The sequence below is a fragment of the Modestobacter sp. VKM Ac-2982 genome (genome assembly GCF_026967935.1).
In the GTDB taxonomy this organism is placed as follows: domain Bacteria; phylum Actinomycetota; class Actinomycetes; order Mycobacteriales; family Geodermatophilaceae; genus Modestobacter.
In genome coordinates this window covers 204,778-223,065 of the sequence record NZ_JAPVBL010000007.1, presented here as the reverse complement: position 1 = coordinate 223,065, position 18,288 = coordinate 204,778, and the positions used below count along the sequence as shown (strand labels likewise).

Genomic DNA, 18,288 nt, shown 5'->3' with positions numbered 1-18,288 from the left:
CCGATCGGTCCAGGCCAGAGGCCGTCAGGCCGGGCGCGCCGTCCTCGCCAGGTGCAGCCAGGTGTCGACGACGGTGTCCGGGTTCAGCGACATCGACTCGATCCCCTGGGCCACCAGCCACTCGGCCAGGTCCGGGTGGTCACTGGGGCCCTGCCCGCAGATGCCGACGTACTTGCCGCGCTCCAGGCAGGCCCTGATCGCCATCTCCAGCACGGCGAGGACGGCGGGGTTGCGCTCGTCGAAGCTGCCGGCGACGAGGCTGGAGTCGCGGTCCAGGCCGAGCACCAACTGGGTCATGTCGTTGGAGCCGATGGAGAAGCCGTCGACGTGGTCGAGGAACTGGTGAGCCAGCAGCGCATTGGACGGCAGCTCGCACATCATCACCACCGACAGGTCGTTCTCCCCGCGGCGCAGGCCGTGCTCGCCGAGCAGGCGCACCACGCCCTCGATCTCCGCCACGGTCCGGACGAACGGGATCATGATCTTGACGTTGGTCAGCCCCATCTCGTCCCGGACGTACCGCAGCGCCTCGCACTCCATCGCGAAGCAGTCGGCGAAGTCGGCCGACAGGTACCGCGACGCCCCGCGGTAGCCGAGCATCGGGTTCTCCTCGTGCGGCTCGTAGGCCTCGCCGCCGAGGAGGTTGGCGTACTCGTTCGACTTGAAGTCGCTCATCCGGACGATCACCGGCTCGGGCGCGAACGCCGCGGCGATCATCGAGATGCCCTCGGCCACCCGCTGCACGAAGAAGTCCCGCGCCGACGGGTAGGCGACGATCCGCTCCTCGATCTGCGCCTTCAGCTCCGGCTCGAGAGTCTCCAGCTCCAGCAGCGCGCGCGGGTGGATGCCGATCTGCCGGTTGATGATGAACTCCAGCCGGGCCAGCCCGACGCCGGCGTGCGGCAGCCGCGAGAAGGCGAAGGCCTGCTCGGGCGTCCCCACGTTCATCATGATCTTGGTGGGGATCTCCGGCATGGCGTCCAGCTCGGTCTCGGCCACCTCGAAGCCCACCTCGCCGGCGTAGACCAGCCCGGTGTCGCCCTCGGCGCAGGAGACGGTGACGGGGTCGCCGTCGTGCAGTGCGCGGGTCGCGGTCCCGGTGCCGACGACGGCGGGGATGCCGAGCTCGCGGGCGATGATCGCCGCGTGGCAGGTCCGCCCCCCGCGGTTGGTCACGATCGCCGAGGCCCGCTTCATGATCGGTTCCCAGTCCGGGTCGGTCATGTCGGCGACCAGCACGTCGCCGGGGGTGAAGGAGTCCATCTCGTCGATGTCGGTGAGCACCCGGACGGCACCTGCGCCGATCTTCTGCCCGATCGCCCGCCCCTCGACCACGACGTCCCCGGTGCCGGTGAGCCGGTAGCGCTCGGAGGTGGTGCCGGCGCGGGACTGCACCGTCTCCGGGCGCGCCTGCAGGATCATCAGCTGCCCGGTCAGGCCGTCCTTGCCCCATTCGATGTCCATCGGCCGGCCGTAGTGCTCCTCGATCTTCAGCGCCTGGCGGGCCAGTTCGAGGACCTCGTCGTCGGTGAGGGACAGCTTCCGGCGGTCGGCGGGGTCCACGTCGACGAACTCCGTCGTCCGGCCGACCTCGGCGTGCTCGGTGTAGACCATCTTGGTGGCCTTCTCCCCCACGCCGCGCTTGAGCACGGCCGGGCGCCCAGCGCGCAGGGCGGGCTTGTAGACGTAGAACTCGTCGGGGTTGACCGCGCCCTGCACCACGCCCTCCCCCAGCCCGTAGGCGGAGGTGACGAAGACGGCGTCCCGGAAACCGGACTCGGTGTCCATGGTGAACAGCACGCCCGACGCCCCGACGTCCGAGCGGACCATCCGCTGCACGCCCGCCGACAGCGACACCGACTCGTGGTCGAAGCCGTGGTGCACCCGGTAGGCGATCGCCCGGTCGTTGTAGAGCGAGGCGTAGACCTCCCGGACCGCCTGCAGGACGGCGTCGATGCCGCGCACGTTGAGGAAGGTCTCCTGCTGGCCGGCGAAGGAGGCGTCGGGCAGGTCCTCGGCGGTGGCGCTGGAGCGCACCGCGAAGGAGGCCTCGGCGTCGTCCCCGGCGAGCCTCTCGTAGGCGGCCCGGATGTCGGCCTCCAGCGCCGGCGGGAACGGCTGCTCGACCACCTCCCGGCGGATCTCCGTGCCGGCGGCGGACAGCGCCCGCACGTCGTCGGTGTCCAGCGTGCGCAGCCGCTCGGCGATCCGGGCCGCCAGCCCGGTGTCGCCGAGGAAGCGCTGGTAGGCCGCCGCGGTGGTGGCGAAGCCATCCGGGACGCTGACCCCGGCGTCTGCCAGGTTCGAGATCATCTCCCCCAGCGACGCGTTCTTCCCGCCCACGACCTCCAGGTCGCCGAGCCCGAGCTCGGCGAACCAGCGGACGTTGTCGCCGTCGTCCCCGCCGGCTGCTGCGGTGCTGCCGGCCGGGGCCTCGGGTGCGGTGTCGGTGCTCATGGTCGGGGGGTCCTTCCTCGCCGGAGGTCGTGGCCGGTCACCGAGGGCACGCCGGAGCTGCGCCGTTGCCGGGCCAGGGTCTGGATCACCACGGCAGCGATCTCCTCGACGGAGGCCGCCGAGGTGTCGACCGTGGGCAGGGAATGGGTCTCGTACATCGCCGTCGCCCGGCGCAGCTCGTACCGGCACTGGTCCTCGGATGCGTACCGCGAGTCCGGGCGCCGCTCCTGCCGGACCCGGCTGAGCCGGGAGACCGTGGTGGTCAGCCCGAAGCACCGGTCCCGGAGGTCCTTCACCGGGCGGGGCAGGTCGGTGGTCTCCAGGTCCTCGTCGACCAGCGGGTAGTTGGCCACGAACAGGCCGTGCTGCAGCGCCAGGTACATCGCCGTCGGCGTCTTCCCGCACCGGGAGGGCGCCAGCAGGACGACGTCGGCCCGGTCCAGCCCACGGGGGCTCAGCCCGTCGTCGTGCTCGATGGCGAACTCGATCGCCGCCATCCGGCTGTTGTAGCGCCGGACGTCGCCGACCCCGTGCAGCCGCCGGGCCTCCCGCAGCGCGCGGGTGCCCAGCTGCTCCTCGACCCGGTCCATGTGGATGCCGAAGAAGTCGATGATCGGGGCCTTCGTCTTCAGCAGCTCCTCGCGGACCTCGTCGACCGCGGCGGTGGTGAACACCAGCGGGATGACCGGCCCGTCCATCGCCTCGTCGAGCTGGGCCACCACCTCGCGGGCCTCCTCGACCGAGGAGATGAACGGGATCAGGGTGCGCTCGAAGTGCACGTCGGGGAACTGGATGAGCAGCGCGTTGCCCATCGTCTCCGCGCTGATCCCGGTGCTGTCGGACAGGAAGAACACCGGGACGACGGCGTCCGGGTCGTGTACCGGCAGGTCAGCCGTCATGCAGCACCTCAGGTCTTCCGCGTCGTTGCAGAGAAGAGCGAGCTCGGGGTGAGCATCCCCCGTCGGCGGCCTCCCGCGCACCTGCGCGGCTGCGCCCGGTCAGATCCGGTCGCCGCGCCAGCGCAGGACCTCCAGCGCCGCGGCGACGGCGATCGTGTTCTCCGCCAGCGGCCGCGGCAGGAGCTCCTCGGCGCGGGCCAGCCGGCGGAGCACCGTGTTGCGGTGGGTGAACAGCCGCGCCGCCGTCCGGGTGGCGTTGCCCAGCTCGCGGACGTAGACCAGGACCGTGTCGCGGGTGACCGCCTCCGCTCCGAGCAGGCCGCCGAGGGTGTCGGTGAGGAACTCCTCGACCCGGTCCGGAGCGCTGGTGAGCAGCGCCACCAGTTGCACGTCCTCGTAGCGGGCGACCTGCTGGGGCGAGGTGAGCCGGTCGAGCATCTGCTGGGTGGTGGCCGCGTCCAGGTGGCTGCGCCGGAAGCCCTCGACGTCGACCCCCGGCCGCCCCACGGCCACCCGGACGTCGGGGGCACCGGCCAGCCCGGCGGCCACCGCGTCCGCCTCGGGCGCACGGCCGATCGGCAGCCACACCCACAGGGCGGCTGCGCCGGCGACCACGGTCAACCTCCGAGTGGCGCCGCCGGCCCGCATCGCCGCCTCGGCCGCGGCCTCCAGCTGGTCGGAACCGGCGCCGGCGGCATCGCTCCAGACGACCACGGCGGTGTGCGGACCGGTGAGGCCGTAGCCCAGCTGCGCCTCGGCCCGGGCGCGGGACAACGGCGCACCCTCCAGCAGCAGCGACACCGCGGCGCGGCGCTCGGCGTGCGCGCCACGGGTCAGCTCGGCGCGCTCGGCGGCCATCCGGGCGGACACCGCGGCCACGGTGTCGTCGATGAACGTGCTGATCGACCGCGCCGACACGTCCAGCAGCTCACGCAGCTCGGCGGTGTCCGCGGTGAGCTGGAAGCAGATGTCCATCCAGCGGCGCCAGGCGACCGCCTGGGCGGTGCGGTAGGCGTCCAGGCCCCGGTGGTCCAGCCCGCGCCGGACCAGGTCCCGGGCCCCCTCCAGCACCTCGGGCCCCAGGTCGACCGTCACCCGCTCACCGGGGCGCTGCACGTTGGCCGCCGCCCAGCGCAACAGGTTGGCGCGGTTGGCCCGCCGGGCCCCCTCGGCGAGCACCGGGTCCTCGGCGACCGGGCGCATCCCGGACCCGCTCAACGCCGCGGTGTGCAGCTCCGCGACCCACTCGGCCCGGGGGTCCAGGGCGAGCTCCGCGCCGCGCCGGAAGAGCTCCCGGACGGCCGGCGAGGGGGTGGGCCACTCGGAGGTCACCGGTTCATCGTGCACCCTCAGCTGCTCAGGATGGTGCGCATCGTGCTGGCAGAACGCCCTCCCGGCACGGAGAGTCGAGACAGCGCCGTCCCTGCTGACCTGGAGCGACCATGAGCACCCCGACCCCCGTCGAGCACCTCGACGTCCTGATCGTGGGCGCCGGCCTCTCCGGCATCGGCGCCGCGTACTACCTGCAGCGCGACCACCCGCAGCGCAGCTTCGCGCTGCTGGAGGCGCGCGACGCGACCGGCGGCACCTGGGACCTGTTCCGGTACCCGGGCATCCGTTCGGACTCCGACCTGCACACCTTCGGATACGAGTTCGCGCCGTGGCGCGACCCGCAGTCCATCGCCGGCGCCGACCGGATCCTCGACTACCTGCGCGGCACCGCCGCCGAGCACGGCATCGATCGCCACGTGCGCTTCCACTCCCGGGTGGTCGCCGCGTCGTGGTCCTCGGAGCAGGCACGGTGGACCGTCGAGGTGGAGCGCACCGACACCGGCGAGCGGACGGCGCTGACCTGCGGCTGGCTGTTCGTCGCCGGCGGCTACTACCGCTACGACGAGGGCTTCACCCCGCACTTCGAGGGGCGCGAGCGGTTCGGCGGCCAGATCGTGCACCCGCAGCACTGGCCCGAGGAGCTGGACACCGCGGGCAAGCGGGTCGTCGTCATCGGCAGCGGGGCCACCGCGGTCACCCTCGTCCCGGCGCTGGCGGAGACCGCCGCGAGCGTGACGATGCTGCAGCGCACGCCCAGCTACGTCATGCCGGTGCCGGCCGAGGACAAGCTGGCCAACCGGCTGCGCCGGGTGCTGGGCGAGGAGCGCGCCCACCCGCTGATCCGCCGCAAGAACATCGCCACGGGCCGGCTGGTCTGGCAGTTCTGCCAGCGGCACCCGGAGCGGGCCCGGAAGCTCATCCGCTGGGTCAACGCCAAGCAGCTCCCCGCGGGCTATCCGGTCGACGAGCACTTCAACCCGCCGTACGGCCCGTGGGACCAGCGGCTGTGCGCCGTGCCGGACGGCGACCTGTTCCGCGCGATCCGTGAGGACCGGGCCGAGGTCGTCACCGACCGGATCGTCACCTTCACCGAGACCGGGGTGCTGCTGGCATCCGGCCGGGAGCTGCCGGCCGACGTGATCGTCACCGCCACCGGGCTCAACCTGCAGGCGTTCGGCGGCGTGCGGTTCACCGTCGACGGGAGCGAGGTGCGGCTGCCCGAGACCGTCGCCTACAAGGGGATGATGCTCTCCGGCGTGCCGAACCTCGCCTTCGCGGTCGGCTACACCAACAGCTCCTGGACGCTGAAGATCGGGCTGCTCTGCGAGCACTTAACCCGGCTGCTCAGCCACCTGGACGCGCACGGGTACGACAGCGTCCGCCCCGAGCCCCGTGACCCGGACATGCCCACCCGACCGTTCCTCGACTTCGCCGCCGGCTACGTCCAGCGGGCCGTCCACCAGCTGCCGCGACAGGGCGACCGGATGCCCTGGCTGACCTCGATGGACTACCGGTCGGACGTCAAGCTGCTCCGGGTCGACAGCGTCGTCGACCCGGAGCTCGTCTTCACCCGCAGCGACGCGGCCGAGCAGGTGGCCGCGTGAGCGCCGCGGACCTGGACCGGTTCGTCGACCTGCCCGCCGGGCCGCGGCTCTGCTACCGCACCGACGGCCCGGACGACGGCGTCCCGCTGCTGCTCATCGCCGGCCTCGGCCTGGACCTCACCTCCTGGCCGCAGCGGATGGTCGACGGGTTCACCGGCTCCGGCTTCCGTGTCGTCCGCCTCGACAACCGCGACATCGGGCGGTCCAGCTCGAGCGGCACCCGGTCTCCGTGGCGGCTGCGCCAGCTGCTGGCCCGGCCACGGCCGGACGCCTACGACCTCGCGGACATGGCGGCGGACACCCACGGGCTGCTCGAGCACCTGGACGTCGACCGCGCCCACCTGGTCGGCATGTCGATGGGCGGCATGATCGCCCAGACGCTCGCCGCGCGGCACCCGGACCGGGTCGCCAGCCTGACGTCGATCTTCTCCACCACCGGCAACCGGCGGCTCGGGCAGCCGGCCCGCTCCACCCTGGCACGGCTGGCCCAGGCGCCAGCGCGCACGGTCGAGGAGTCGGTGGAGCGCCACCTGTCCCTGCTGCGGCACATCGGCTCCCCCACCGCCCTGCCCGACGACGACCTCGAGCGGGCGTGGGCGCTGGGGCTGTGGGAGCGGGGCGGCGGCGTGCGCGCCCGGGCCGGTGTGCCGCGGCAGATCAGCGCGATCCAGGCCTCCGGCGACCGGACGGCGGAGCTGCGGCGGATCACCGCCCCCACCCTCGTCGTGCACGGGTCGGCCGACCGGATGGTGCACCCGAGCGGCGGCCGGGCCACCGCGGCCGCCGTCCCCGGCTCCCGTTTCGTCGAGCTCCCCGACCTGGGGCACCACCTGGCCCCTGGGGTCGTCGACCAGCTCGTCGACCTCACCACCGACCTCGCCCGCAGCACCGGCGCCCCGCTGGCGCCGCTGTCCCCGACAGGAGACCCCCGATGAGCAGCGTGCAGGGCAAGGTCGCCGTCGTCACCGGCGCCGGGTCGGGCATCGGCCGGCAGCTGGCCCTGGAACTGGCGCGGCGCGGTGCCCGCGTCGCGGTGTCCGACGTGGACGCGGACCGGTCGGCCGCGACCGCCGCCCGCGCCCGGGCGCTCGGTGCCGAGGTGCACAGCGCCGTCCTCGACGTCGCCGACCGCGCCGCCGTCCTGGCGTACGCCACCACGGTGGCCGACCACTTCGGCGTGGTGCACCAGGTCTACAACAACGCCGGGGTCGCGGGCGGCGGCACGGTGCTGGACAGCGACTGGGCGGACTACGACCGGGTCCTGGGCATCAACCTCTTCGGCGTCCTGCACGGGACCAAGGCGTTCCTCCCCCACCTGATCGCCTCCGGGGACGGGCACGTCGTCAACGTGTCCAGCCTCAACGGGGTCATGGGCCAGGCATCGCTCAACGCCTACAGCGCGAGCAAGTTCGCCGTCCGCGGGTTCACCGAGTCCCTGCGCAGCGAGATGCTGCTGGCCGGGCACCCGGTGCAGGTCACCGTCGTCCACCCCGGTGGCGTGCGGACCGACATCTCGAAGGCGGCGCTGGAGCACTCCCGACAGCACGGCACGGTCACACCGGAGGACGAGGCCCGGGCACGCATGTACGAGGAGAAGCTGCTGCGGATGCCGGCCGAGCAGGCGGCCCGGATCATCGTGGACGGCGTGGAGGCCGGCCGCTCCCGGCTGCTGGTCGGCAACGACGCGAAGGTCGTCGACCTGCTGGTGCGACTGCTCCCCGCCAGCTACCCGCGGCTGGCGGCCCTGGTCCAGCGGCGCGCGCTCCGGACCTGATCGGGCCCACGGTCCCTCACCCGAGCCGGGCGAGGGCGCAACGGTCGGTCGTCCGGGCGGCGTCGTCCTGGCGCACCGACGGCTCGGTCGTGCGGGCGACCAGGGCCAGGAGGGCCAGGCCGGCGACGACCCACCACGGGTTCGCGATCAGCGTCTCCTCCACCCCGGCCAACGGGTCGGCCAGCCAGCCCAGCCGGTCCAGCGCCCAGGTCGTGGCGGCCACCAGCGCGATGAGCGCACCGGTGGTGCGGACGGCGGGGTACCAGCGGGTGCGGGAGAGCAGGTACAGCAAGGGGAAGACCAGCGCGACGGTGAGCAGCTGGGCCAGCTCGACGCCCACGTTGAACGCCAGCAGCGCGGGCACCGAGGTCACCCCGCCCAGTCCCAGGTCGGTGAGGATGCCGGCGAACGCCAGCCCGTGCACCAGACCGAACCCCCCGGCCACCAGCACCTCACCGCGGCGGGCCAGCGGGCGCAGCGCGTGCACGGCGGCGACGCCCACCGACACCGCGATCAGCACCTCGACCGGCGCGCTGGGCGCGGTCACCCAGCCCAGCGCGGAGGCGAGCAGGGTCAGTGAGTGCCCGACGGTGAAGGCGGTGACCACCGCCAGCACCGAGCGCAGCGTGGGCCGCACGCCGTCCCCGCGCCGCCACCGGCCGGCGACGGCGACCACCGGTGCGACCAGCAGCAGGGTGAACAGGAACAGCAGGTGGTCCGCGCCCTCCAGCACGTGGTGCAGGCCGTACCCGACCATGTCGGTCAGGCCGGTCCCCAGGGTGCCGGTGGCGGTGTCGCCGACGGTGAGGGTGTCGTCGGTGGCGGTCAGCACGCCGGCGGTGGAGATGTCCCCGGCGGCGTCGGTCAGCACGACCACCGCCTCGTGCGAGGCATCCGCCTCCAGGACGCCGTCGTAGCCGAGGGTGAACACCGACGCGTCGGCGCCGCCGGGGTCCAGCACGACGTCGACGCGGTAGGAGTCGATGCCCTCGACCGTCTCCCGCAGCACCGGCGACCAGCTCTCGGTCCAGGTGCTGTCGTCGGTGCCGGTGACGGTCAGGTGCTCGGCGAGGTAGCTGCTCACCTGGGCGTCGGTCGGCGAGCCGCCGAGCACCGCGTCGAGGGTGTCGGCGGCGACGGAGACGGTTGCCTCGACCTGCTCCTCGCCGACCCGGACGGCGAGCGTGCTGCTGGTGAGGCTGTGCGCCTGGGCGGCGCCGGCGGTGAGCAGTGTCAGGCCCCCGGCCAGCACGCCGGTCAACACACCGGTCAGCGCGGTCACGGCCAGGGCACGGGTGGGACGCGTCGTCATGCCGTCGACCGTGTCCGGCTGGGCTGTGCCCGGGCTGAGGACGGCGTGTGGGTCGTCCAGGAGGGACTCAGCGAGCACACAGCCAGCACAGGCGGGGCGCAGAGGAGGCCCGTCCAGCGTGGTCGGCACACCACCCGGTCGTCCCACGACGACCCCGACCGACAGGACTCCCCCGTGAAGATCCGCACCACCGTGGCCGCCCTGGCTCTCTCCCTCGCCCTCCCCCTGGCCGCCTGCGGGACCACCGACGACGCAGCCACCGCCAGCACGTCGACCACCTCCACCGAGTCGACCAGCTCCACGGACGCGACGCCCGAGGAGGCCGGCTTCGACGGCGGGATGCCCGGCGGCGGCCAGGGCGGCCCCGGCGGGTCGGTCGACGTCTCCTCGGTCACCACCGAGGAGGAGCTGGTCGAGCTGGTCCAGGACGCCTACGGAGATCCCAGCCTGGACCTGCACCGCGGTCACCAGCCGGTGGAGGACGTCCTCGACGAGGTCCTCGGCATCACGCACGAGGAGCTGCACGTCCGGATGGAGGCCGGGCAGGGCCTGGCCGAGGTCGCCGAGGACCTGGGCATCGACCCGCAGGAGCTCGTCGACGGCATGGTCGCGAAGTACGCCGTGGCGATCGACACGCTGCTGGCCGACGGCACGATCACCGAGGAGGAGGCCGACCAGTACCGGGCCGACCTCGAGACGGCCTTCGAGTTCCGGGTCACCTGGGACGGCGAGGCGGCGACGCCGACCTACACCGGCCTGTCCGCCTGACCCCGGGTCGGGAGCCCCTGCACCCGGCCGGCGTGCAGGGGCCGGTGGAGGGCGGGACGTGCCACGATGCCGTCCGTGGAGCCCAGCGGAGTCGAGCAGGTACGCCGGCGGATCACCGCGACCTCGGCCGAGGCGGTGGTCGCGGAGAGCAGGCAGCGCGCCGAGGAGATCGCTGAGCTCGGTGCTTTCCTCGCCCTCGCCGACCACCCGGAGTGGCGCGAGGGGCTGCTGGCCGGTGTCCCGCTCGCGGTCAAGGACAACCTGGACACCCGGGACCTGCCCACCACCGGGGGGACGCCGGCGCTCCGGGACTCCCGGCCGGGTCGCGACCACCCTGCCGTGGCACGGCTGCGCGCGGCCGGCGCCGCCGTGATCGGCAAGACCAACCTGCACGAGCTGGCCCTCGGGATCACCAGCAACAACGCCGCCTTCGGGCCGGTGCGCAACCCGCACGACCCGACCCGCTCGGCCGGGGGCTCCTCGGGTGGGTCCGCCGTGGCGGTCGCGACCGGGGTCGTGCCGATCGCGCTCGGCACCGACACCGGCGGGTCGCTGCGGGTGCCGGCCGCGCACTGCGGCGTCGTCGGGTGGCGCCCCACGACCGGCCGCTGGGGCACCGGCCGGGTCGTGCCCATCTCACGCACCCGGGACACCGCCGGAGTGCTCGCCACCTCCGTCGCCGACGTCGCACTCGTCGACGAGATCGTCACCGGGGAGTCCGCCGCGACGCCGTCCGGCCGCCCGCTGCGGCTGGGCGTCCCCCGCGAGGGCTTCTACGACGACCTGCACCCCGAGGTCGCCCGCTGCACCGAGCAGGCGCTCGAGCGCCTGGCCGCCGCCGGTGTCGAGCTCGTCGAGGTGCAGGTCGTCGGCGGTCACACGCTGGACGAGGAGTGCGGCTTCCCCATCGTGTTCTTCGAGATCGCGCAGGACCTGCCGGCCTACCTGGCGACGCTGCCCGGACCCGAGAGCGGGCTCACCGTGGCCGACGTGCTGGCGCAGGTGGCGTCGCCGGACGTTCGTGGTGCGCTCGAGGCCGCCACGAGCGGGGTCGTCACCGAGGAGGTCTACCTCCAGGCCATGACCACCCGCGACCGCCTGCGCGCCGCCTACGCCGCGGCCCTGCAGCCCCCCGGCGCCCAGCGCCTCGATGCCCTCGTCTACCCGACGGTGCCCCTGCCCCCGCCGCCGCTCGGGGACGACGAGACGACCGAGCTCAACGGGCGCGAGGTGCCCGTCTTCCTGACCACGATCCGCAACACCGGTCCCGGCTCCACGGCCGGCATGCCCGCCATCTCGCTGCCGGCGGGGACGACGCAGGCCGGCCTGCCGATCGGCATCTCGTTGGAGGGCCTGCCGGGTGAGGACGCCGCCCTGCTGGCGAGCGCCCGACGGGTCGAGGCCGCGCTGGCGGGCGACTGAGCACTGCCCGGGTGCTCGGCCGAGCGCGCCGGCGCGCTCATCGCTGGGCCGCCGGACGGAGGACGATCTCGTTCACGTCGACGTCCGCGGGCTGGGCCAGGGCGTAGGAGATCGCGCCGGCCACGGCATCGGCCGGGATGCTGCGCGCCCGGTAGCCGCGCATCAGCTCTCGGGCACCCGGGTCGGAGATGGTCCCGGCGAGCTCGGACTCGGTGACGCCCGGCGAGATGGTGGTGACCCGGATGCTGGGGTCGGCCTCCTGGCGCAGCCCCTCGGTGATCGCCCAGGCCGCGTACTTGGTGCCGCAGTAGACCGCGGCCGTCGGCGACACCGCGTGCGCCCCGACCGAGGCCAGCGTGACGACGTGGCCACTCCCCTGCCGCTGGAAGTGCGGCAGGACCGCGGCGATGCCGTACAGCAGACCACGCACGTTGACGTCGATCATCCGGTCCCACTCGTCGACCAGCAGTGCATCGAGGCGGGACAGCGGCATCAGGCCGGCGTTGGCGACCAGGACGTCGAGCCGCCCGTGCCGGTCGACGATGCCCGCGACGGCGGCCGCCGTCGCCGCTCGGTCGGTGACGTCGAGCTGCAGGGGCTCGACCCGGCCGCCGGTCGCGGCGCACTCGGCGGCCAGCTCGGTCAGCCGCTCGGTGCGGCGGGCGGCCGCGACGACCAGGTGGCCCTCTGCGGCGAGCCGCCGGGTGGTCGCCGCGCCGATGCCGCTGCTGGCGCCGGTGACGAGGACGACCCGTGCGGTGGTCGGGGTGCTGGTGGTCGGGTTGCTGATCGTCATGGTGCTCCTCCTGCGTCCGGGGTGTGCCGCCACCGTCGTCCGGACAGGTCGGCTGCGAGGTGCCGCCGTCCTCCTGGGTGCACGGCTCCCACCCAGGCGGCCTCCCCGGCACCTACGGTCGGGGGCATGTCAGCAGGCGAACTGGGTGAGTTCCTCCGCGCGCACCGGGCGCTGGTCACGCCCGCCCAGCTGGCGCTCGCGCCGGGGCTGAACCGCCGGGTCCCAGGACTGCGCCGCGAAGAGGTGGCGCTGCTGGCGGGGGTGAGCGTCGACTACTACGTCCGGCTGGAGCAGGGCCGCGAGCGCCACCCGTCGGTGCAGGTGCTGGACGCGCTCAGCAGCGTGTTGCTGCTCGGCGACGACGCACGCCTGCATCTGTACCGGCTGGCCGACATCGCACCCCGCCCGCTCACCGACCGGTCCCCGGAACGGGTCGACCCCGACCTCGTGCAGCTCATGGACGCCTGGCCGGGGAACCCCGCGTTCGTGCTCGGCCGGACCTACGACGTGCTGGCGCGCAACCGGCTGGGTGCGGCACTGCTGGCACCGCTGACCCACTCGGACAACCTGCTGCTGAACGTGTTCCTCGACCCGGCCGCCAGGCAGTTCTACGCCGACTGGTCGCGGGCGGCGGTCAACACGGTGGCGGGCTTCCGGCTGCAGTACGGGGCTCTGCCCGACGATCCCCGCGCCCGGCACCTGGTCCGCCACCTGACCGACGAGAGTCCTGAGTTCAGGCGGATCTGGGCCCGGCAGGAGGCGCGGGGGAAGAGCGCGGAGGTCAAGACGTTCCTGCACCCCGACGTCGGCCGGCTGACCCTGCGCATGCAGACCCTCGACGTGCGCAGTTCGCCCGGCCAGCAGCTCGTCGTCTACCTCGCCGTCCCCGGCTCCACCGACGCCGACGCGGTCCAGCTGCTGGGCGCGCTCGCCGCTGACCGGGAACAGGGCGTCCGCGACCGCTGATCCCCGTCGTCCTGGCAGGTCAGCGCGGCCGGCGGATGCCCGGGAGAGCGGACCTCGATCAGGTCCGCGAGGGCTCGGCGCGACCCGGCCGCCGGTCGACCCAGGAGATCATCGCGGCGACCACCAGGAGGAGCGAGGGCACCAGGAGCCCGAAACCGACGCCGAGCGCCGTGACCAGCGACCACACCAGTGACGCCACCGCCAGGACCGAGACCACCGCCGGGGCCAGCATCGTCCGGCTGGCGCACTCGACCCACAGCGCCACGGCCGCGAACACCGTCGGCACTCCGAACAGGATGAGGGCGACCGAGCCACTGTCCGCCCAGACGGCCGGGCCCTGCCAGGCCGAGTAGCCCAGGACGCTCACGAGCGAGACAGCGGTCAGCACGCACGCTCCCGGAGAAGAGGGGGCCATGGCCAGTCCTCCCTCGACGTCTGTGCCAACCATCCTCGTGCACACGCTCGCCACCACTCTCCTCCCATCTGCCGACGCGGCCAACGCGGCCAACGCGGCCAACGCGCGAGGCCATGCGCAGTGGAGGACGACGGTGCGGTCGGGGACAGTGTCGGGATGGAGCGTCCGCACGCCGTCCTCAGCGCGCGCGACCGGCTCCCCCGGCGCCACTTCCTGCGTACCGCCCGGCTGAACGCCGTCGGGTTCAGCGCGCTCGGTGGAGCCTGCCTGGTCGCGGCGGCCACCGGTGCGCTGGCGTCGCGGAGGACGGGCCGGCCACCGGCGATCGGGGCCGCGCTCGGACCGGCCGTCGTCCTGACCGGCCTGGTCGCCCTCGACCGACGGAAGTGGGCCGGCACGACCACGGGCTTCTCGTTCACCGACGACGCCGCGACGACCCGGGCGGTGGCCGACCAGCTGGCCGCCCGCGGCCTGCCGGTGATCGTCGAGGAACGCCCTCCGGGGAGCCCCGCCCTGCGCTACGCCCACCGGCATGCCCGGCAGGTGCACGCCGCACTCGAGGACCTCGGGATCCCCGCGCCCCTCCCCTGACCCGGTGGTCGTGCCGACCGGCCCGACCGCTCGCCGGTCAGGCCGGTCGCTGACCCCGGGACCGGCCGGGGACCCCGGTCGACCTGCGCAGGATGAGCTCCGAGGGCACGACCAGTTCGGGGGCGTGGTCCCGAGGCTGCTCCATCGAGTTCAGCAGGATCTCGACCGCCGCGCGTCCGACGTCGGCGTGCGCACCACCGAGCGTGGTCAGGGTCGGGGTGCACAGGTCGGCGGCGAAGATGTCGTCGAACCCGACCACGCTGACGTCCTGCGGCACCTGGATCCCGCGGTCGGCCAGGCGCCGCAGGACGCCGATCGCGAGCAGGTCGTTGTGCGCGATGGCCGCGGTCGCTCCGGTGGTCAGCGCCGCGTCGGCGGCCGCACCCCCGCTGGCCACGGTCGGCGCGAACGGCCCCATCCGCTGCGCACGCAGCCCCAGCTCCGCCGCGGCCGCACGGATCGCCGCCCAGCGACTGGCGGCCATCCACGAGTTGCGCGGGCCGGCGAGGTAGACGACCGAGTCGTGTCCGAGGGACGCCAGGTGGGCGACCATCTGCCGGCAACCCTCGGCGTGCTCCAGCACGACGCTGGCGAGTCCGGGCACCCGGCGGTTGACCACGACCACGCGGTGGCCGGCGGCCAACTGGAGGAGGTCCTCCGCGGGCTGACGGCTGGCGGCCAGCAGGAAGCCGTCGACCGACCGGGTCAGCCGGTGGATCTGCTCCAGCTCGATCCGCGGGGACTCCTCCGCGTTGACCAGCACGAGCGTGTAGCCGGAGGCCTTGGCGCGCATCTCCGCACCGCGGATGAGCTCGAAGAAGTGCGGGTTGGTGATGTCCGAGACCACCATCGCCACGGTGCGCGTCCGGCGGGACACCAGCGCCCGGGCGTGCGGGTTGGGCTGGTAGCCGAGGCGGCGGGCGACCTCCAGGACGTGCTCCCGCGTCGCCGCCCCGACCCGGTCCGGGTTGCTGAACGCCCGCGACACCGTGGACGTCGCGACGCCGGCGGCCTGAGCCACGTCGTAGATCGTCGAGCTCCTCATGTGCACATCACGGTCAGGTTACGAGGATCTGGCAACACATGGCAACCGTTTGCCGTCTGACGGCTGACCTTCGTACGGTCCCCCGGTGCTGTGACGGGCAGCACAGGAGCAGGTGGAGGGGGCTGACGATGACCGGAGCTGGCGGGAGTACCACCGCCCGGCGGGGACCGGCGTGGATCTCGGTGATCACGAAGGTGGAGCTCGGGCTGGCCGCGACGGCGCTGGCGGTGCTGTTCGTGCTGGTGCTCGTGCAGGCCGCCCAGCGCTACCTGCCGGTCGGCGGCTGGTCGTGGACCGGCGAGCTGGCGCGGTTCTGCCTGGTGTGGGTCACGTTCACGGTGGCCGGGGTGTTGGTCACCACCGACTCCCACATCGCCCTGCAGCTGGTCGACAACGTGAAGAACCCCAAGGTCGTCCGCTTCGTACGGGTCCTGGCCAGTGCGATCGTCGCGGTGATCGGCGCCGGCTTCGCGGCGGAGGCGTGGGAGCTGATGTCCTCCCAGGGGCAGCTCAAGTCGCCGTCCCTGCGGATGCCGCTGACCTTCCTGTACCTCTTCCCCTTCCTCGGCTTCCTCAGCACCGCGATCCGCGGCGCCGTGGCCGCGGTGGTCTTCGCCGTCCGCGGCGTGCCGGCTCCGGTCGGGACGACGGAGGTGCGGCCGGCATGAGCCTCCTGCTGCTGACCATCGCGATCGTCGCCCTGCTCTTCATCCGGGTCCCGGTGGCGTTCGCGTTCCTCGGTCCCTCGCTGGCCTACATGCTGCTCACCGGACAGTCCCTCGGCCTCAGCCTCCGACTGATCGTCAACGCGACGGCCAGCTTCCCGCTGCTCGCGGTGCCCTTGTTCATCCTGCTCGGCGTCATCGCCAACCGGGGCGGCATCGCCGACCGGCTCTTCGACTTCGCCCTGGCGCTGCTGGGCCGGGTGCGCGGCGGTCTGGGCTACGTGAGCGTCGGCGTGAGCCTCGGCTTTTCCTGGATGAGCGGCTCGGCCGTGGCCGACGCCGCAGCCCTGGGGAAGATCCAGATCCCGGCCATGGTGCGCAACGGGTACCCGCTCCGCTTCGGTCTGGGCGTCACCGGTGCCGCCTCGCTGATCGCGCCGGTGATGCCGCCGAGCATCCCCGCGGTCATCTTCGCCGGGCTGGCCGCGGTCTCGACCGGTGGGCTGTTCGCCGCCTCCGTCGTGCCGGCGCTGCTGATGGCCTTCGGCCTGTGCGTCGTCGTCTTCATCCTGGTGCGCAAGCAGCCGGACATCGTCCGGACCGACTTCTCGATGCGCCAGCTGGTCGTCACCGGACGACGGGTGATCGGCCCGATCCTCGCCCCGGTGATCATCCTGGGCGGCATCCTGGGCGGCTTCTTCACGCCCACCGAGGCCGCGGCCGTCGGCGTCGCCTACATGCTGCTGCTCTGCCTGGCCTACCGGAGCCTGAAGGTCCGGGAACTGCCGAAGGTGCTCACCGAGACGGTGACGACGACCGGCGCGATCATGCTGATCGTCTCCTCGGCGTCCCTGCTCGGCTACATCCTGGCCCGCGAGCGGGTTCCCCAGATGCTGGCCGAGAACGTCTTCGGGTTCACCGAGAACGCCACGGTCTTCCTGCTGATGACCGCGATCCTGATGCTGGTCCTGGGCACGGTGGTGGACCCGACCGCCGTCCTGGTGCTGGTCGTGCCGATCCTGCTGCCGATCAGCGCGAGCTTCGGCGTCGACCCGATCGTGCTCGGCGTGCTGATGATCGTCGCGCTGATGATCGGCCTGCTCACCCCACCGGTCGGCACCGTGCTCTACGTCCTCAGCTCGGTGGCCGATACGAAGGTCAGCGAGGTGTTCCGCGGCTGCCTGCCGTTCATCGTCCCGCTCGTGGTGATCCTCGGCCTGATCATCGCCTTCCCCGACGCGGTCCTCTGGCTGCCGGGGGTGCTGGGCCTGTGACCGGCTCCGCACCGCAGACGGGCGCACCCGCCCCCCGCCGGTCCTTCCTCGCCGGGCTCCTCGGGCAGGGCATCGGGCCCTCGCTCTCCCCCGAGCTGCACGAGCGGGAGGGCGCCCGGCAGGGCCTGCGCTACACCTACAAGACCGTCGAGCTGCCGGACGACGCCCTGCAGCGGGACCACCTGCGGCGCCTGCTGCGCGCCGCGGTCGAGCTCGGCTTCGACGGGCTCAACGTCACCCACCCGGTCAAGCAGGTGATGGCACCACTCGTCGACGACCTGGCGCCGGAGGCCGCCGCCATCGGCGCGATCAACACGATCGTGATCGAGGACGGTCGCACGCGGGGTCACAACACCGACGTGACCGGCTTCGCCGCTGCTCTGCAGGCCGGGCTGCCCGGGGTCGGGCTGGAGCGTGTCGTCCTCATCGGCGCGGGCGGCGCGGGAGGCGCGGTCGCGCACGCCCTCGTCGGCCAGGGCGTCCAGCAGCTGTCGGTCGTCGACCGCGACGCGGTGCGCGCCGAACAGCTGATCGGCGCGCTGGCTGCAGCCGGCAGCCGGGTCCCGGCAGCGGTCTTCCCGCCGGAGGAGCTTCCCGGCCTGCTCGCCGGCGCATCGGGTCTGGTGAACGCCACCCCGATGGGGATGGCGGCCCACCCCGGCACCCCGGTGCCCGTCGACCTGCTGCGCGCCGACCTCTGGGTCGCCGACATCGTCTACCGACCGCTGCTGACCCAGCTCGTGCGGGAGGCGACCGCCCTGGGGTGCCGGGTGATGACCGGCGCCGGGATGGCCGTCAACCAGGCCGCCGACTCCTTCGAGCTCTTCATCGGCCGTGCCGCGGCACGACCGGCCATGTTCGCCGACTTCGACGAGCTCGTCGCCGCCGAGATCGACGGCGACGCCCCAACGCCCGACCCCGCACGACCGCTCAGCCAGACCCACCCGACCGAGCACTGAGAATCCCAA

At 73.4% G+C, this 18,288-nt stretch carries 17 protein-coding genes; 10 read left to right on the top strand and 7 right to left on the bottom strand.

Annotated elements, in window-relative coordinates:
* Positions 1–24: 24 nt before the first annotated feature.
* The 3 genes from ppsA to O2W20_RS22545 all read right to left on the bottom strand — a co-directional run bounded on the left by ppsA (position 25) and on the right by O2W20_RS22545 (position 4,688).
* The gene (gene ppsA / locus O2W20_RS22555; protein WP_269173684.1) at positions 25–2,457 is read right to left on the bottom strand and encodes a phosphoenolpyruvate synthase; all 2,433 of its coding nucleotides are present in this window, start codon (positions 2,455–2,457) and stop codon (positions 25–27) included.
* Positions 2,454–3,356, bottom strand: coding sequence for a pyruvate, water dikinase regulatory protein (locus tag O2W20_RS22550; RefSeq protein WP_269173685.1), 903 nt, complete (start codon positions 3,354–3,356; stop codon positions 2,454–2,456). The genes ppsA and O2W20_RS22550 overlap by 4 nt, the downstream gene beginning before the upstream one ends.
* A gap of 99 nt (positions 3,357–3,455) precedes the next feature.
* A complete protein-coding gene (locus O2W20_RS22545; RefSeq protein ID WP_269173686.1) occupies positions 3,456–4,688 on the bottom strand; it encodes a PucR family transcriptional regulator in 1,233 nt (410 codons plus the stop codon).
* Between the two features lie 110 nt (positions 4,689–4,798).
* On the opposite strand from O2W20_RS22545, the gene O2W20_RS22540 reads away from it, so the two are divergent.
* Genes O2W20_RS22540 through O2W20_RS22530 form a run of 3 tightly spaced genes read left to right on the top strand, consistent with a single transcriptional unit; the run spans position 4,799 to position 8,066 of the window.
* Positions 4,799–6,292, top strand: a complete 1,494-nt coding sequence (locus tag O2W20_RS22540) for a flavin-containing monooxygenase (RefSeq protein WP_269173687.1) — start codon at positions 4,799–4,801, stop codon at positions 6,290–6,292.
* Entirely contained in the window at positions 6,289–7,227 is a 939-nt protein-coding gene (locus O2W20_RS22535) for an alpha/beta hydrolase (protein ID WP_269173688.1), read from the top strand. Before O2W20_RS22540 ends, O2W20_RS22535 begins: the two co-directional genes overlap by 4 nt.
* Complete coding sequence (locus tag O2W20_RS22530) at positions 7,224–8,066, top strand: SDR family NAD(P)-dependent oxidoreductase (protein WP_269173689.1); 843 nt, start codon at positions 7,224–7,226, stop codon at positions 8,064–8,066. The genes O2W20_RS22535 and O2W20_RS22530 overlap by 4 nt, the downstream gene beginning before the upstream one ends.
* A gap of 16 nt (positions 8,067–8,082) precedes the next feature.
* Here the strand turns inward: O2W20_RS22530 and O2W20_RS22525 are convergent, their stop codons facing one another.
* Positions 8,083–9,378: a HupE/UreJ family protein gene (locus tag O2W20_RS22525; protein WP_269173690.1), complete on the bottom strand. Its 1,296-nt coding sequence runs from the start codon at positions 9,376–9,378 to the stop codon at positions 8,083–8,085.
* A 174-nt stretch (positions 9,379–9,552) separates the two neighbouring features.
* Here O2W20_RS22525 and O2W20_RS22520 point away from each other — a divergent pair, with 174 nt between their 5' ends.
* Both O2W20_RS22520 and O2W20_RS22515 read left to right on the top strand, forming a co-directional pair.
* A complete protein-coding gene (locus O2W20_RS22520; RefSeq protein WP_269173691.1) occupies positions 9,553–10,146 on the top strand; it encodes a hypothetical protein in 594 nt (197 codons plus the stop codon).
* 75 nt (positions 10,147–10,221) lie between these two features.
* Positions 10,222–11,568 carry an amidase family protein gene (locus O2W20_RS22515; protein ID WP_269173692.1) on the top strand — a complete coding sequence of 449 codons (1,347 nt, stop codon included), beginning with the start codon at positions 10,222–10,224 and terminating at the stop codon, positions 11,566–11,568.
* Positions 11,569–11,605: 37 nt separating this feature from the next.
* On the opposite strand, the gene O2W20_RS22510 is transcribed toward O2W20_RS22515, so the two are convergent.
* Positions 11,606–12,364 (bottom strand): SDR family oxidoreductase, encoded by a 759-nt coding sequence (locus O2W20_RS22510; protein WP_269173693.1) that lies wholly within the window; start codon positions 12,362–12,364, stop codon positions 11,606–11,608.
* A gap of 126 nt (positions 12,365–12,490) precedes the next feature.
* Between O2W20_RS22510 and O2W20_RS22505 the strand changes: the two genes are divergently transcribed.
* Positions 12,491–13,330, top strand: coding sequence for a helix-turn-helix domain-containing protein (locus O2W20_RS22505; protein WP_269173694.1), 840 nt, complete (start codon positions 12,491–12,493; stop codon positions 13,328–13,330).
* A gap of 58 nt (positions 13,331–13,388) precedes the next feature.
* Here the strand turns inward: O2W20_RS22505 and O2W20_RS22500 are convergent, their stop codons facing one another.
* On the bottom strand, positions 13,389–13,718 hold the full coding sequence (locus O2W20_RS22500; RefSeq protein WP_269173695.1) for a hypothetical protein: 330 nt from the start codon (positions 13,716–13,718) through the stop codon (positions 13,389–13,391).
* A gap of 183 nt (positions 13,719–13,901) precedes the next feature.
* Here O2W20_RS22500 and O2W20_RS22495 point away from each other — a divergent pair, with 183 nt between their 5' ends.
* On the top strand, positions 13,902–14,336 hold the full coding sequence (locus tag O2W20_RS22495; protein WP_269173696.1) for a hypothetical protein: 435 nt from the start codon (positions 13,902–13,904) through the stop codon (positions 14,334–14,336).
* Between the two features lie 37 nt (positions 14,337–14,373).
* Here O2W20_RS22495 and O2W20_RS22490 read toward each other — a convergent pair whose 3' ends face one another.
* Positions 14,374–15,381 (bottom strand): LacI family DNA-binding transcriptional regulator, encoded by a 1,008-nt coding sequence (locus O2W20_RS22490; RefSeq protein ID WP_269173697.1) that lies wholly within the window; start codon positions 15,379–15,381, stop codon positions 14,374–14,376.
* Between the two features lie 182 nt (positions 15,382–15,563).
* Here O2W20_RS22490 and O2W20_RS22485 point away from each other — a divergent pair, with 182 nt between their 5' ends.
* Genes O2W20_RS22485 through O2W20_RS22475 form a run of 3 tightly spaced genes read left to right on the top strand, consistent with a single transcriptional unit; the run spans position 15,564 to position 18,279 of the window.
* Positions 15,564–16,049, top strand: coding sequence for a TRAP transporter small permease (locus O2W20_RS22485; protein WP_269173698.1), 486 nt, complete (start codon positions 15,564–15,566; stop codon positions 16,047–16,049).
* On the top strand, positions 16,046–17,320 hold the full coding sequence (locus tag O2W20_RS22480; protein WP_269173699.1) for a TRAP transporter large permease: 1,275 nt from the start codon (positions 16,046–16,048) through the stop codon (positions 17,318–17,320). The genes O2W20_RS22485 and O2W20_RS22480 overlap by 4 nt, the downstream gene beginning before the upstream one ends.
* Positions 17,317–18,279 carry a shikimate dehydrogenase gene (locus O2W20_RS22475; protein ID WP_269173700.1) on the top strand — a complete coding sequence of 321 codons (963 nt, stop codon included), beginning with the start codon at positions 17,317–17,319 and terminating at the stop codon, positions 18,277–18,279. The genes O2W20_RS22480 and O2W20_RS22475 overlap by 4 nt, the downstream gene beginning before the upstream one ends.
* Positions 18,280–18,288 lie beyond the last annotated feature (9 nt).

What these genes read in the sequence shown, in the direction of transcription:
- O2W20_RS22505 (WP_269173694.1), top strand. Translation starts at nt 12,491, where the DNA reads ATGTCAGCAGGCGAACTGGGTGAGTTCCTCCGCGCGCACCGGGCGCTG.
- O2W20_RS22550 (WP_269173685.1), bottom strand. Translation starts at nt 3,356, where the DNA reads ATGACGGCTGACCTGCCGGTACACGACCCGGACGCCGTCGTCCCGGTG.
- O2W20_RS22490 (WP_269173697.1), bottom strand. Translation starts at nt 15,381, where the DNA reads ATGAGGAGCTCGACGATCTACGACGTGGCTCAGGCCGCCGGCGTCGCG.
- O2W20_RS22510 (WP_269173693.1), bottom strand. Translation starts at nt 12,364, where the DNA reads ATGACGATCAGCAACCCGACCACCAGCACCCCGACCACCGCACGGGTC.
- O2W20_RS22480 (WP_269173699.1), top strand. Translation starts at nt 16,046, where the DNA reads ATGAGCCTCCTGCTGCTGACCATCGCGATCGTCGCCCTGCTCTTCATC.
- O2W20_RS22530 (WP_269173689.1), top strand. Translation starts at nt 7,224, where the DNA reads ATGAGCAGCGTGCAGGGCAAGGTCGCCGTCGTCACCGGCGCCGGGTCG.
- O2W20_RS22540 (WP_269173687.1), top strand. Translation starts at nt 4,799, where the DNA reads ATGAGCACCCCGACCCCCGTCGAGCACCTCGACGTCCTGATCGTGGGC.
- O2W20_RS22495 (WP_269173696.1), top strand. Translation starts at nt 13,902, where the DNA reads ATGGAGCGTCCGCACGCCGTCCTCAGCGCGCGCGACCGGCTCCCCCGG.
- ppsA (WP_269173684.1), bottom strand. Translation starts at nt 2,457, where the DNA reads ATGAGCACCGACACCGCACCCGAGGCCCCGGCCGGCAGCACCGCAGCA.
- O2W20_RS22525 (WP_269173690.1), bottom strand. Translation starts at nt 9,378, where the DNA reads ATGACGACGCGTCCCACCCGTGCCCTGGCCGTGACCGCGCTGACCGGT.